The 14,602-nt window shown below is 64.2% G+C and carries 12 protein-coding genes; 6 read left to right on the top strand and 6 right to left on the bottom strand.

Annotation, left to right across the window (positions count from 1 at the left end):
• Nucleotides 1–72: 72 nt before the first annotated feature.
• From QM612_RS10055 to rnfB, 5 genes are all read left to right on the top strand, one after another.
• The gene (locus tag QM612_RS10055) at nucleotides 73–2,034 is read left to right on the top strand and encodes an alpha/beta hydrolase family protein (protein WP_415253756.1); all 1,962 of its coding nucleotides are present in this window, start codon (nucleotides 73–75) and stop codon (nucleotides 2,032–2,034) included.
• Between the two features lie 13 nt (nucleotides 2,035–2,047).
• Nucleotides 2,048–2,854: a tetratricopeptide repeat protein gene (locus QM612_RS10050; RefSeq protein WP_415253755.1), complete on the top strand. Its 807-nt coding sequence runs from the start codon at nucleotides 2,048–2,050 to the stop codon at nucleotides 2,852–2,854.
• Between the two features lie 118 nt (nucleotides 2,855–2,972).
• Nucleotides 2,973–3,401 carry a DUF2147 domain-containing protein gene (locus QM612_RS10045; RefSeq protein ID WP_415253754.1) on the top strand — a complete coding sequence of 143 codons (429 nt, stop codon included), beginning with the start codon at nucleotides 2,973–2,975 and terminating at the stop codon, nucleotides 3,399–3,401.
• A gap of 98 nt (nucleotides 3,402–3,499) precedes the next feature.
• A complete protein-coding gene (gene metG / locus QM612_RS10040) occupies nucleotides 3,500–5,575 on the top strand; it encodes a methionine--tRNA ligase (protein WP_415253753.1) in 2,076 nt (691 codons plus the stop codon).
• Nucleotides 5,576–5,638: 63 nt separating this feature from the next.
• Complete coding sequence (rnfB, locus tag QM612_RS10035) at nucleotides 5,639–6,100, top strand: Rnf electron transport complex subunit RnfB (protein WP_415253752.1); 462 nt, start codon at nucleotides 5,639–5,641, stop codon at nucleotides 6,098–6,100.
• Nucleotides 6,101–6,208: 108 nt separating this feature from the next.
• On the opposite strand, the gene QM612_RS10030 is transcribed toward rnfB, so the two are convergent.
• The 6 genes from QM612_RS10030 to QM612_RS10005 form a co-directional block, all read right to left on the bottom strand.
• Nucleotides 6,209–7,153, bottom strand: coding sequence for a TraB/GumN family protein (locus tag QM612_RS10030; RefSeq protein ID WP_415253751.1), 945 nt, complete (start codon nucleotides 7,151–7,153; stop codon nucleotides 6,209–6,211).
• The gene (locus QM612_RS10025) at nucleotides 7,150–8,118 is read right to left on the bottom strand and encodes a DUF1684 domain-containing protein (RefSeq protein ID WP_415253750.1); all 969 of its coding nucleotides are present in this window, start codon (nucleotides 8,116–8,118) and stop codon (nucleotides 7,150–7,152) included. Before QM612_RS10025 ends, QM612_RS10030 begins: the two co-directional genes overlap by 4 nt.
• On the bottom strand, nucleotides 8,097–9,890 hold the full coding sequence (gene mutL / locus QM612_RS10020) for a DNA mismatch repair endonuclease MutL (protein ID WP_415253749.1): 1,794 nt from the start codon (nucleotides 9,888–9,890) through the stop codon (nucleotides 8,097–8,099). The genes QM612_RS10025 and mutL overlap by 22 nt, the downstream gene beginning before the upstream one ends.
• Before the next feature lie 30 nt (nucleotides 9,891–9,920).
• Entirely contained in the window at nucleotides 9,921–11,351 is a 1,431-nt protein-coding gene (locus tag QM612_RS10015) for an N-acetylmuramoyl-L-alanine amidase (protein ID WP_415253757.1), read from the bottom strand.
• Between the two features lie 153 nt (nucleotides 11,352–11,504).
• Nucleotides 11,505–11,960: a tRNA (adenosine(37)-N6)-threonylcarbamoyltransferase complex ATPase subunit type 1 TsaE gene (tsaE, locus tag QM612_RS10010; RefSeq protein ID WP_415253748.1), complete on the bottom strand. Its 456-nt coding sequence runs from the start codon at nucleotides 11,958–11,960 to the stop codon at nucleotides 11,505–11,507.
• 4 nt (nucleotides 11,961–11,964) lie between these two features.
• Nucleotides 11,965–13,461, bottom strand: a complete 1,497-nt coding sequence (locus QM612_RS10005; RefSeq protein WP_415253747.1) for an NAD(P)H-hydrate dehydratase — start codon at nucleotides 13,459–13,461, stop codon at nucleotides 11,965–11,967.
• 22 nt (nucleotides 13,462–13,483) lie between these two features.
• Here QM612_RS10005 and queG point away from each other — a divergent pair, with 22 nt between their 5' ends.
• Nucleotides 13,484–14,560 (top strand): tRNA epoxyqueuosine(34) reductase QueG, encoded by a 1,077-nt coding sequence (gene queG, locus QM612_RS10000; RefSeq protein ID WP_415253746.1) that lies wholly within the window; start codon nucleotides 13,484–13,486, stop codon nucleotides 14,558–14,560.
• The last annotated feature ends 42 nt before the right edge of the window (nucleotides 14,561–14,602 follow it).

Genomic DNA, 14,602 nt, shown 5'->3' with positions numbered 1-14,602 from the left:
GCGCCTGTAAGCCGGGGAATCCCGGCAAAACGCGCCGAAATCGGCGCATAACCCAAAGATCGAGGGCGGTTCATGCGAAAACCAGCGGAAAGACCGCCTTCAAACCCAGTTGTTCAGAACTTCCTTAAGCAGCCAATCTATAGCACCGCGCAGATATCACCCACCGGCAAATATCTTGCAATCACAGTTGATCGCGGTGATCAGGATGTACTGACAGTGCTCAGGACATCCGATCTCAAACCGTTAAATATCAATGTGCTGCCCGACAAGAAGAGCGTCGGCACCTTCTACTGGACCAGCGCCGAGCGACTGCTCTTCAATGCAGCAAAGAAAATTGGCTCCTTCGAGCGCCCGCGCGGTACCGGCGAATGGTTCGCGGTGAACGCCGATGGTTCCATCCCGCGCACATTGATCGAATACGGCACGCTGGGTACAACCCAGCGAGGCAAGGAAGTGGGCAACGAAATTTTCTCACTGCTGGACACACTACCCGGCGATGACACCAATGTACTGATGACCTCCACCTACATGCGCTCGAATTCAGGCTCGGGCACGGAGGTGGTAATAATGGATACCATCAGTGGGCGCAGGAAATCGCTGACACGCGCACCTGCAGACAATTGTTCGATTGCACTGGACAGTGCCAAGCAGCCGGCTTTTGCTGTTTGCTCCAGCAGCAAAGACGAGAGCAATGGCTATGATTCTCACACCACAGTCTACCGACGCGGCTACGACGGCAAATGGACGCAGATCAGTTCTTCGAAATCCGGCGATGGGCGACTGCGCGTGCTGGGCAGTTCCGCAAAAGGCGCCATCTATGCAGTGAAGGATGATGGCAAGCACCCGGCTGCATTTGGTCTTCTGGACGCTGAAACAGGTAAATTCACCGAGCTGTTCCGGGATCCGGTTTCCGACATTTCAGGCTTCATTGGCTCTGTGGACGACTCCGAACAGATAATCGCAGTCACAACGGAAGCAGGCGCCCCGCAGGTATCCCTGGTCGACGAAGAACACCCGGATACCGCTCTTTACCTTTCACTTGCAAATGCGTTTCCCGGACAGTTCGTCAACTTCAGCAGTTCAACAAGCGACGGCAAGAAAATCGTGGTCAGCGTGCGTAGTGACCGGAATCCAGGCGAACTCTATCTGTATGATCGCGACACGGGAAAGGCGCGCTTCCTGATGAAAAGCCGCCCATGGATCGACCCATACAAGATGGGGGCGATGAAGTCGTTTTCATTCAAAGCCAGTGATGGGCGCATCATCCATGCCTACCTGACCATTCCCAAGGATTCCGATGGCAAGAACCTGCCACTGATCGTCAATGTGCATGGCGGACCGATGGGGCCGCGCGACAATTGGGGCTACGACAACGAAGCGCAGATGTTTGCCAGTCGTGGTTATGCCACCTTACAGATCAATTACCGTGGCTCCGGCGGCTTCGGCAAGGAGTTCCAGGATTTGGCCTATGGCCAGTGGGCCACCGGCATCATGGATGACATCATCGACGGCACACGGCACGTCATCGAACAAGGTTGGGCCGACAAAGAGCGCGTCTGCATCTATGGCGGTAGCTTTGGTGGTTATGCTTCACTGATGGCCCCTGTACGTGCACCGGACATGTTCAAGTGTGCCTTCGGCTATGTCGGCTTGTACGATGCACAGATCCAGCTGACGAAGAGCGATACATCGCAGAGCGAGAGCGGCAAGCGTTACCTGTATCGCGCATTCGGCAAGACCCGCGCCGAGCAGGATGCGATGTCGCCGATCAATTTCGTTGACAAGCTGAAGCTGCCAATCTATCTGGCAGCTGGCGCACGCGATGCTCGCTGCCCTCCCGAACACACCGAAGCAATGGCCAAGGCGCTGGAAGTCGCCGGCAACAAGCCTGAAGGCGTCATCATTCAGGCCGGTGAAGAACACGGGTTCTACAAGGAAGAAAATAACCTCAACCTGTACACCCAGATGCTGCAGTTCTTTGACCGCCACATCGGCGGGCAAGCCCGTGTTGGCCCGCCTACACGAGTTGACTGATCGAGTGCTACCCATGCGAACAACAATTCAGACATCCCTGCTGACGCTGGCCTGTCTGGCTAGCCCCTCCATCGCCCAGAAAGCGCCCGACATCACACCACCAAGCAACCCCGTGATGACCGCCGGTTTCCTGTCCGGCCATCCCGATCTGCGGTTCCGCTTGATGGGCTTGCGCGAGTTCAAGAAGCAGAACTACGAAGAAGCGCTGCAGTCCTTCCAGCGGGCGGCCTACTACGCAGACAAGCCATCCCAAGGCATGGTGGCGGAAATGCTCTGGAATGGCCAGGGAACGCAGCAGGATCGCGCGCTGGCCTACGCCTGGATGGATCTTGCCGCCGAACGCGGCTATCTGCCATTCCTCGCCAAGCGCGAGGAGTACTGGAGCGCACTGAGCGAACAGGAACGGATCCGCGCGGTCAGCGAAGGTCAGGCCATCCATGGCCGCTACCGGGATTCTGTCGCACAACCAAGGCTGGATATCGTGCTGCGGCGCGAACGGCGCAAGGTCACCGGCAGCCGTACCGGCTTCGTCGGCAGTGTGCAGATCTACGTGCCAGGTCCGGATGGTGAATTTGAGCAGATCGACGCCAGCAAGTTCTACGATCCAAAATACTGGGATCCCAAGCAGTATCGCGCATGGCACGATGCGATCTGGATGAAGCCACGCATCGGTCTTGTCCGTGTCGGCGAGGTGGAGAAAGTCAAGGACGACGAGGCCGTACCCTCGCGTGTACCCGCAACCACACCGCAGACCAACGCACCGGAACCGCGGACACCCGAGAAGGATGAAACAGGCCTGGGTACCGGGAAGCCTGCCTGAGCACTTCCCGATCCCCCGCTGAACGCCACGCACCCACATGCTCCATACGGCCACGGATGGGGTATAAAACGCGGGTCGGGCGCGCCGCGCCCTGTCACATCCCTGGGAGGGGAACACAATGCGCAAGTTCATCATCGCCGGCCTGCTCGCTTCGGTCACGTTCGCGGCTTCCGCTCAGAACGCCACCTCGCCGGTTGGCAAGTGGAAGACGCTGGACGACAAGACCGGCAAGGCCATGACGGTTTCCGAAATCTACGAGGCCAAGAACGGCACGCTGGCAGCGAAGATCGTCGAGAACCTCGGCATGGGCGCCACCTGCACGGAGTGCAGCGGGCAGTACAAGGACAAGCCCTATGTCGGCATCGTCACCTTGTGGAATCTGAAGGCCAACAAGGACGGCAGCTGGAGCGGTGACGGCTACAAGCCATCGGAGGACAGGAAGTTCACCGCCAAGTCGGTCAAGCTGATTGACGGCGGCAAGAAACTGGAAGTGAAGGGCTGCGTGGCCTTCATCTGCCGCACCGCCACCTGGGTGCGTGCGAACTGATATCGCAACGTCAGGTTCCATCCCGAAACCCCGGCACTGCCGGGGTTTCGCATTCATGCGCATGCGATAATCGCAAGCCCACCGCAGCCCGCATGCCCATGTCCCGTTCCGCGCTTGTCACCAATGCCCTGCCCTATGCCAACGGCCCGCTGCATCTGGGCCATCTGGTCGGCTACATCCAGGCCGACATCTGGGTGCGGGCGCGGCGCATGCGCGGCGACACGGTGCATTACGTCTGCGCCGACGACACCCACGGCACGCCGATCATGCTGGCGGCGGAGAAGGCCGGCACCACGCCGGAGGCCTTCATCGCCTCGATACAGGAAGGCCATGAACGCGATTTCGCCGCATTCGGCGTGGCCTTCGACCATTACGATTCCACCAATTCGGCCAGCAACCGCGAGCTGACCGAGTCCTTCTACGCCGCGCTCGATGCCGGCGGCCACATCGCCCGCCGCAGCGTTGCGCAGTTCTACGATCCGGCCAAGGGCATGTTCCTGCCCGACCGCTACATCAAGGGCATCTGCCCGAACTGCGCCGCCGCCGACCAGTACGGCGACAACTGCGAAGCCTGTGGTGCCACCTATGCGCCAACCGAACTGAAGGAACCGAAGTCGGTGCTGTCCGGTGCCACGCCGGAGATGCGTGATTCCGAGCATTTCTTCTTCGAGGTGGGCCGCTTCGAAGGCTTTCTTCGGGAGTGGTTAGCCGGCGACGTGGCGCTGCCCGGCGTCAAGGCCAAGCTGATGGAATGGCTGGATGCCGAAGGTGGCCTGCGCGCGTGGGACATTTCGCGCGATGCGCCTTATTTCGGCTTCCAGATTCCGGGCGCGACCGGCAAGTATTTCTATGTCTGGCTGGATGCGCCGATCGGCTACCTGTCCAGCTTCAAGACGCTGTGCGCAAAGAACGGTGCGGACTTCGATGCCTTCCTGAAGCCGGACAGCAACGCCGAGTTGCACCACTTCATCGGCAAGGACATCGTCAACTTCCACGGCCTGTTCTGGCCGGCGGTGCTGCACGGCAGCGGCCATCGCGCGCCGACCCGCCTGCACGTCAACGGCTACCTGACCGTCGATGGCGCGAAGATGAGCAAGTCGCGCGGCACCTTCATCATGGCGCGCACCTATCTGGACGCCGGCCTTGATCCGGAAGCACTTCGCTACTACTACGCGGCGAAGTCCTCGGGCGGCGTGGATGATCTTGACCTCAACCTTGCCGATTTCACCGCGCGGGTGAACAGCGACCTGGTCGGCAAGTTCGTCAACCTCGCCAGCCGCTGTGCCGGCTTCATCGACAAACGCTTCGGCGGCAAGCTGGCCGATGCCCTGCCGGATGCCGCGCAGTACGGTCGTTTCGTTGCCGCACTGGAAGGCGTGCGCGAAGCCTACGAGCGCAACGATGCCGCCTCGGCAATCCGGCAGACGATGGCGCTGGCCGATGAAGCCAACAAGTACATCGACGACCGCAAACCGTGGGTGATCGCGAAAGAACTGGATAACGGCCGGGAAGGTGCCGATGCGCAACTGCAGGCCGTCTGCACGCAGGGCCTGAACCTGTTCCGCGTGCTGGCCGCTGCGCTCGCACCCGTGCTGCCGCGCACTTCCGCGCAGGCTGCCGCCTTCCTCGGCGCGCCGGTGCTGGGATGGATCGATCTGGAAGCGCCGCTGCTGGCGCGCAACATCCAGCCCTATGCCGCGCTGTTTACCCGTATTGATCCAAAACAAATCGAGGCGATGGTGGAAGCATCGAAGGACACATTGGCCACCCCGCCTGCTGCCGCACAGCCCGCGCCGAAGCAGAAGCAGGAAGCCCCCGCAGCGCCCGCCGCCGATGCCGCGCAGTACATCGGCATCGACGACTTCGCCAAGCTCGACCTGCGCATCGGCAAGGTGCTGGAATGCGGTTTCGTGGAAGGCAGCGACAAGCTGCTGCGCTTCCTGCTGGATGCGGGCGAGCTCGGTCAGCGGCAGATTTTCTCCGGCATCCGCGCCAGCTACGGCGAGCCGGAAAAACTGATTGGCCGCAGCGTGGTGTTCATCGCCAACCTCGCTCCGCGCAAGATGCGCTTCGGCACCAGCGAAGGCATGATCCTGTCCGCCGGCTTCGACGGTGGCGCGCTGGCGCTGCTGGATGCCGATAACGGCGCGCAACCCGGCATGCCGGTGCGGTGAGTGCTCCCCTCTCCCTCCGGGAGAGGGGCTGGGGGTGAGGGTTCGGTCGAGGCGATGACATCCATGCACAACGAACCCTCATCCGGCGCTTCGCGCCACCTTCTCCCGGAGGGAGAAGGGAACAAAATCGCCGAGCGCCTCGACCGCCTGCTGCCGCAGACCCAGTGCGGGCAGTGCGGCTTTGACGGCTGTCGGCCGTATGCGGAAGCGATGGCGCGTGGCGAAGCGGGCATCGACCATTGCCCGCCCGGTGGTGATGCTGGTGCGCGGGCATTGGCGAAGCTGCTTGGCGTCGAAGCGAAACCCTACGACCGCAGTCGCGGCGAACACCTGCCGCCGCTGGTGGCGACGGTGGTGGAAGCCGACTGCATCGGCTGCACCAAATGCATCCAGGCCTGCCCGGTGGACGCCATCGTCGGTGCGGCCAAGCTGATGCACGTCGTCATCGAGCCGCTGTGTACCGGTTGCGCGCTATGCGTGCCGGCCTGCCCGGTGGATTGCATCGTGATGCAGCCGCCGCTTTAGTCCCTCCCCCTGCCTGCAGGGGGAGGTTGGGAGGGGGTTGATCCCTCGCGAGAAAACAGCACCCCTCCCCAACCCTCCCCTGCCTTCGCAGGGGAGGGAGCAGAACAATCAGGGCGCCGCGCAGCTATCGCACACGCGCTCGACCATGTAACCCTTCGCGCGCAATTTCTCCACCAGCCCATCGCTGCCCAGCAGGTGCAGCGCGCCGACCACGACCAGCGTGTCGTCCGACTTCGATTCGGTCAGGCGCTTTTCCACCTGTGGCACCCAGTTGTCGTTGCGGGCAGTGTTGATGAGGCGATAGGTTTCCGGCGTTTTCTGCGCCATTTCGATGCGCATCTTGTTGTCCAGCGTGTCCACGTCACCCGCACGCCAAGCGTTGTGCAGGTCGGCCATCTGCTTCACGGCCTTTGCCGGATCATCCAGGAACTCGTCCAGCCCCTGCGCCTGTTCTGCATGCGGCGCACTGTCCATCGCCTTCATCTGGTCGTCGATGGTCTCCAGTCCGCCCGCAGGCTTGCCGGCCTTGGCGGCGCGGCCCATCAAATGTTGATCCAGGCCCAGTTCCGGCTTGAAGCCCATGGCCTGGGTGATGCCGATCACGATGCCAAGACTGACCGCCCACGGCTCGCTTGGCTCCAGCGCCTGCACCGAACCACCGCTGGCCTTCAGCATGGCATCCAGCTTGTCCAGCGTAGCTTTCGGCAGCACCGTACTCAGTGTCTTGCCATCTTCATAGGCCATGTACTTCTGCATGGTCGCCATCGATTCCGGTGCGGTCATTTCGCGCGGATCGACTTCGAACAACAGCGATTCGGCATCGTCAAAGGCGCGATCCACTTCCGCCGGCAGCGGATAGTCATCCTGCTTGAGAAGATGGAACGAGCCGAGCAGATACACCGAATTGTCGGCATCGGACACCTTCCACAGCAGCGGGCGCACCGTGCCGGCGGCCGCAGGCGTTGCAGCAGCGGCAGGCTGGTCGGCATGCGCGACCGGCAGCACTATTGAAGCCGAAAGAGAAAGCGCAAGCAGCGTGGTTCGCAGGTTCACTGATTGTCCTTGGTCGATGTGGCGGGTTTGCGGTATTCGCGTTCACCGGCTTCCACCGCCAGATCCAGCCGGTTCTCGTTCGGCGGCAACGGGCAGGTAGCGAAGGGCGTGAACGCGCACGGCGGGTTGTAGGCCTGGTTGAAATCCAGCAGCAGCTTGCCCTCCGCATCCGGCTTGGGCGTGTCGAGGTAGCGCCCGGCACCGTAGCTGCCATGGCCGCTGGTGCGGTCGGCGAAGATCAGGAACAGGCCTTCGCCGCCGGTGTCCAGCGCTTCCAGCCGATACAGCTTGTCGCCGCGCTGGAACTCCACCACGCCGGGGTTGGCGATGTTGTCAGTGATGCCGATGATGTTGGCGATCGGCAAAGTCTTGCCCGCAGGATGCGCGATGAAGTGCGCCTGCACCTGCCAGCCGCGCCCACCGGGCCAGTAGTCCAGGCCGGTGAAGTTGACGCGGCTGTCGGCGTCGGCGTGTTTCACCCGCAGCGCCAGCCTGCCGCCGCGCTCGATCACGCTGGCAAGGCCCTTGCCGTCATCGAACGCAAGCACGCTCGGCCCGCCTTCATCGGCATCGCTGCGCAATGCGCCACTGCGGGTAGGCTTGCCGTCAAGGGTGACGGCGGTATCGGCGACGAAACGCGCCTTGCCGTCCTTCACCGTGAACACGCCCAGATGCGCCGGCCCCATCATCAGGCGGATGCCGTTGTCGCGTGCGCTGCCAACCCGATGCGCGCCGGGATCCAGCCAATGCAGGCCGATCAGGCTGGCCCAGCCATCGGGACGGCTGAGTTCGATCACCCGCCTGCCCCGCCACATGAACTGCTCGCGCGCGTAGGCCTTGGCCGCTGCCTCCTCGCGTGCTGCTTGATCGGCAGTTGGCGGTGGTGCTGCACGCTGGCAGCCGGTCAACGCCATCATGCAGGCCAGCAGGATGCCGGCGATGTTCAACGTCCGCGCAGGAACCATCGGTCGATCTCCGCAAGGCTGAAACGTGTCCACGTGGGACGGCCATGATTGCATTGCCCGGAGCGTTCGGTGGCTTCCATCTCGCGCAGCAATGCATTCATTTCGGGAATGGTGAGGCGGCGGTTGGCTCGCACCGCGCCGTGGCAGGCCATCGTCGCCAAAAGCTCATCGCGGGTTTCGGCGACGCGGCGGGTGCTGCCGTGTTCGCGCAGGTCGGTGAGCACATCGCGCAGCAAGGCTTCCACATCACCATGCGCCAGCAACGCCGGCACGCTGCGCAGCAGCAGCGATTGCGGGCCGCTGCGCTGCACTTCGAAACCCAGTTGCGCCAGCGTATCGGCTTCGCGCTCGGCCACTTCGGCCTCGCGCTCGGACACGGCAAGGCTGGATGGCACCAGCAGCGGCTGCGTGCGCAGGCCTGCGCCATCGTGCGCAGACTTCAGTTTTTCGTAACCGATGCGCTCGTGCGCCGCGTGCATATCGACCACGATCAAGCCGTCGGCATTCTCGGCAAGGATGTAAATGCCATGCAACTGGGCGATGGCGAAGCCCAGCGGCGGCATGCCACCGGGCGCATCGTCCGGCATCGGCACCAGCTGCATTGGAGCGTCATCAACCCGACATGCGGCTTCATCGCCACGCGGTGCGTACAACGCGGCATAGGCAGCAGGCGCATCGGCAACGCGCAGGCCGATGGCTTCCTGTCGTGGCGGCATCGTCCAGCCGTGTGCCGATGTTGCAGGCATCGACGGCGCAGTCGGCGCAGCCACGCTGCCGGCGCGGGTGTCCGCCAACGCGGCATGCAGCGTGCGATAGACGAAATCGTGGACGAGGCGCGATTCGCGGAAGCGCACCTCGTGCTTGGCCGGATGCACGTTGACATCCACACCGCGCGGATCGAGTTCCAGGAACAGCACATAGGCCGGATGGCGACCGTGGAACAGCACGTCGCTGTACGCCTGCCGCACCGCGTGGGCAACATTGCGGTCACGCACACTGCGTCCGTTGACGTAGAGATATTGCTGGTCGGCGCTGGCGCGGTTGTAGGCCGGCTGCGCGATCCAGCCGTGCAGGCGCATGCCCGCGCCTTCGTGATCCACGCGCAGCGCGTTGCGGGCGAACTCATCGCCCAGCGCTTCGTGCAGGCGCATGTCGGACAACAGATTGCCTTCGCCCTTCCAGCGTCGTGACGGCTTGCCGTTGTGGCTGACCCGGATTTCCACGTCGGGCCGGGCCAGCGCCAGCGTGCGCAGCCATTCCTCGATGTGCGACAGCTCGGTGCGCTCGGCGCGCAGGAACTTGCGCCGCGCCGGCACGTTGTAGAACAGGTCGCGCACTTCCACCGTGGTACCGGACGGATGCGCGTTCGGCGTCACTTCGCCGAGCTTGCCGCCGTCGATGCGCAGTTCCGCGCCGTGCTGCGCATCGTGCTTGCGCGAGGCAAGCCGGAAGCGGCTGACCGAGGCCACCGACGGCAATGCCTCGCCACGAAAACCCAGCGTCGCCACGGCTTCCAGGTCGTCAATCGAAGCAATCTTGCTGGTGGCATGGCGGCTCACCGCCAGCGGCAATTCCTCGGGGGCGATGCCGCCGCCATCGTCGCGGATACGGATCAGGCGCACGCCGCCTTCTTCAAGGTCGATGTCGATGCGTTTCGCGCCGGCATCCAGCGCGTTTTCCACCAGTTCCTTGACCACGGACGCGGGGCGTTCGACGACTTCGCCGGCAGCGATCTGGTTGATGAGGGTGTCGGGGAGTTGGCGGATGGTCACCCGCCGATTATAGGGTGGGGTTTAGCCCACTTACGGGCTGCCGCCCGCGCCACTGCCGGTGTTGCCGGTCACAGCGGATGCCTGCTGCACCGTTGCCTGCCCGGCCAGTGCCTGCGCGCGTGCCGCGTACAACGTGCCCGGCGGCGGCTGGCGCAGGAAATAGCGATCAATGCCGTCCAGGATCGCGCGCGCCATCTTGCGCTGATGGGCGCTATCGGTCAGCAGCTTTTCTTCTTCCGGATTGGAGATGAAGGCGGTCTCGACCAGCATCGCCGGCATCTTGTCGGAGGTACGCAGCACCGCGAAGTTGGCATGCTCGATCTGCTGCTTGTGGGTCTTGCCCAATTGCTTGAGGCCACCCAGCACATGATCCGCCGCATCGGCGGACGCCTTCATGTTGCCGCTCTGGGTGAGGTCGAGCAGCACCGAGGTCAGGGTGTTGTCCGCCACGCGCACGCGCTCGCCACCAATGATGTCGGCGGCGTTTTCCTTGTCGGCCAGCCAGCGCGCACGCTGCGAGGATGCGCCACGGGTGGACAGCACATACACCGACGAGCCGCGTGCGCTGCGGTTCTCGGCGGCGTCGGCGTGGATCGACAGGAAGATGTCGGCCTTGTTGGACGATGCGCGACGGGCGCGATGTTCCAGCGGGATGAAGACGTCGCTGTCGCGGGTCAAAAATGCCTTGAGACCGGGCGTTGCATTGATCTGGCGCGCCAGTTCGCGGGCGATGGCCAGCGTCACGTCCTTTTCGCGCGTGCCGTTCAGGCCCACTGCGCCGGGGTCCTGCCCGCCGTGGCCGGCATCGATGGCGATCACCAGCGGACGCATGCCAGGCTGCATTGCCATCCTCGGCGCGGGTGCGGTGACCGCAGGCGCTTGCTCGACGACAGGTTCCGGCTTGCCGGTGGCGATGCGGGTCGGCACGCCGGTGGCAACGGTGCCGGGCAACTGCGAAATGGTCGCGGCCTTGTCGATCTGCTTGCCGGCATCTGCAACCGGCTGCGTGGCCGGCATCGGCTGGCTGGCGATGCGCGCGATGGGATCTTCCGCCGGCCTTGCGGCAGCAGGAACGGGCGTTGCCGCAACTGCCGGAGCGCCATCACCTGGCCATTCCAGAATCAGCGTGACAGCACCGTCCGCCGAGGATTCAAGCCGGGGCGGCATCGGCTTGACCTTGCCGGCAAGATCAAACACCACGCGCACGGTGCCGGGCTGCGGCTGGCCGATGCGGACAGACTTGATCGCGCCGCTGCTGGCCGGCAGTGCCATCCCGCGTGCCAGTTGGCTGCCGGGGAAATCGATCACCAGCCGGTCGGGGTTGGACAATTCGATGAGCTTGTAGCTGCCGGTGCGATCCAGCTGCACTTCGGCGCGGGTGCCGGTTGCGCCGGTTTCGATGCGCAACTTGTTGATTTCAGAAGCATTTGCCAGATTCCAGACAAGCGCCGCCAGCAGCATCAGCGCCAGCACGACTTGCTCGAAACGGTTCCCCTTGGCACGCATGGGCGCGAGTTAAGCACCGCCGCACCGCAAACGCAAGCATTTTTCCCTTATGAATCCGCAACCTGCCGCACTTTCTTCATCCAGCCGACAGGTTGCTCCCGGAAAGGCTCAAGCAAGGCCAGCTTCACCCAGCCAGCCCAGTCCTGTCGCGGTGCCGGCACGAAGCAGACAGCGCCGTCCGCTGCCTGCCACGGTGAGTTCGATATCGAGATCGGCGGCGGGCAGTGCGCCCTGCCCGCGCTGCGGCCATTCCACCAACCACAGTCGCGCATCGGCGGGATCGATGCCCAGGAACTCCAGCTCGCCGGGGTCACCGATCCGGTACAGGTCCAGATGCAGGGCCAGACCGCCGTCCGCCAACGGGTACTGCTCCACCAGCGTGTAAGTCGGGCTGCGGATGGTGCCGGTCACGCCCAGCGCACGCAGCAGCGCGCGCGCCAGCGTGGATTTGCCTGCGCCAAGGTCACCATGCAGGTGGACAACGGCGCGGGCGGGCAGTGTTTGCGCCAACCGCGCGCCCAAGGCATCGGTGGCCTCGGCATCAGGAAGAAGAAGCTCGCTCATCCGCCTATCGTCGCACCGGATTTGCCAGGCAGCGCAACCACGGCAGCAGGTCGGATGGCAGCAAGCCGCGTTCGCCATCGTCGCGCGCAGCGGCATCACCGGCAGCCGCATGCAGCAATGCGCCTGCGATGGCGGCATCACGCGCAGTGAAGCCTTGCGCACGCAGCGATGCAATCACGCCGGTCAGCAGATCGCCCATGCCGCCGGTGCCCATGCCGGGATTGCCGGCGCAGATCACCGCAGGCGGCGCGTCCTTGCTTGCGACGATGCTGCCCGCGCCTTTCAGCACCACCACGCAGCCAAACTTGTCCTGCAATGCGCTGGCTGCGGCAAAACGATCACGCTGCACATCGGCAGTGCCGATGCCGAGCAAACGCGCGGCCTCGCCCGGATGCGGCGTGATGACATCGCCAGTGCGCAGTCGATGATTCGATGCTGCAAGCAGCGCCTGCGGCCGCTCCGAAAGAATGTTGAGTGCATCGGCATCCAGCACGCGCGGCTTGTCGCAAGCAATCACGGCATCGAACAGCGCACGCCCCCAATCGCCCTGCCCCAGTCCAGGGCCGATGGCGATGACATCCGCGCGTTCCAGCAGCGGCGCAAGTGCAGCGGCATCTTCCAGCGCATGCACCATCGCTTCCGGACGCGCGGACAACAGCGCAGCAACGTGTTGCAGGCGCGTGGCGACGCTGACCAGCCCTGCGCCGCTGCGAAGTGCTGCCTGTGCAGTCAGCAGCACCGCGCCACCGCCGCCGTGATCGCCACCTATGCACAGCACATGGCCGTTGCGGCCCTTGTGGCTGTCACGCGCACGCAACGGGAAGAAGGTCGAAAGCGCATCCGCGCGATATGCGAATGCAGACGCTGCGATGCCGTCAAACAGCGACTGCGGCAAATCAAGCGCGGCCAGTTCCAGCTTGCCGGCATGGTCGATGGCGATGCCGGTGCGCAGGCCGCGATGGCGCGCGATGAACTGCACGCTGCGATCCGCGACAACCGCCGCACCCGGCGCGCTGCCGGTGTTTGCATCGATGCCGCTGGGCACGTCCAGCGCCAGCACCGGCGAGGAATGCGCGTTGATGGCGTCGATCAGCGCAGTGACCTCCGCGTCCGGCGCGCGCGACAGGCCGATGCCGAACAGCGCATCGACGATCAGATCGCAATCGCCCAGCTCAGCATCGACGCTGCCGCCTGCGGCGCTGTACTCCGCGCATGCGCGCCGTGCCAGTTCGGTTGCGGGTTCACGCAGACGCAGCACGCGCACGTCGCGGCCCGATTCCAAGGCGTGCCGTGCCAGCACGTAACCATCGCCACCGTTGTTGCCGGGCCCGCAGACGATCACGATCCGCATCGCCTGCGGCCAGTGTTTCAGCACGCAACGCCACGCGGCCTGCCCGGCGCGCGCCATCAGCGCGAACGCATCGCCATCGCAATGCGCCGTGCCGCGCGTTTCCAGCGTGCGCAGGGCTTCAGGATCGAACAAAGGCAAGGGGCCGTGCATCCATCAATTCTATACTTCGCGCATGTCCAGCCTGCCGCCCGACTACACCGCACTCGCTGACCGCATCCGCGCGCTGGCGCATGCGGCGGGTTTCCAGCGCGTGGGTATTTCCGGCATCGAACTGGCAGAGGATGAAACCTTCCTGCGCAGCTGGTTGGCCGAAGGCCTGCACGGCTCGATGCAGTGGATGGCCAGCCACGGCGACAAGCGCAGCCGGCCTGCGGAACTGCATCCGGGCACGCTGCGGGTGGTCTCGGTGGGGCTGGATTACGGGCGGGATGCCGACGCCGCATGGGCCAACCTTCGCGACGGCGAGCGCGCCTACGTGGCCCGCTACGCGCTGGGCCGCGATTACCACAAGCTGATGCGCAACCGCCTGCAGAGGCTGGCCGAAACCGTGCAGGCGGAAATCGGGCCGTTCGGCCACCGCGCATTCGTGGATTCCGCGCCAGTGCTGGAACGCGCGCTGGCTCGCAACGCGGGGCTGGGCTGGATCGGCAAGCACACCTGCCTGATCGACAGCGATGGCGGCAGCTGGTTTTTCCTCGGCGAATTGTTCGTTGACCTGCCGCTGCCCATCGACCCGCCAGCGACCGCGCACTGCGGCACCTGCACGCGCTGCATCGACATCTGCCCAACGCAGGCCATCGTCGCGCCATACCGGCTGGATGCGCGCCGCTGCATTTCCTATCTCACCATCGAACACGAAGGCAGCATCGACGAGGCTCTGCGCCCATTGATCGGCAACCGCATCTTTGGCTGCGACGACTGCCAGTTGATCTGCCCATGGAACAAGTTCGCCAAGCGCAGTGACGAGCCGGATTTCCGCGTCCGCAACGATCTGGACAAGGCCACGCTGGTGGAACTGTTCGCGTGGGAGGAAGACGAGTTCCTGCGCCGCACCGAAGGCAGCGCGATCCGCCGCAGCGGGCATGAGCGCTGGCTGCGCAATATCGCGGTGGCGCTGGGGAATGCGCCGAAGTCGGAAGCGGTCATCGCCGCATTGCAGTCACGCCGCGAGCATCCGTCCGAAGTCGTGCGCGAACATGTGGCGTGGGCGCTGGCGCGGCACGATCTACGATCTTCCTTCTCCCCGTAACAACGGGGAGAAGGTGCCGAAGGCGGATGAGGGGCGAGCGGC

This window comes from Thermomonas sp. (assembly GCF_047606765.1).
Taxonomy (GTDB): Bacteria; Pseudomonadota; Gammaproteobacteria; order Xanthomonadales; family Xanthomonadaceae; genus Thermomonas.
The sequence above is the reverse complement of the archived record's forward strand: the minus strand, read 5'-3'. Positions and strand labels throughout refer to the sequence as shown.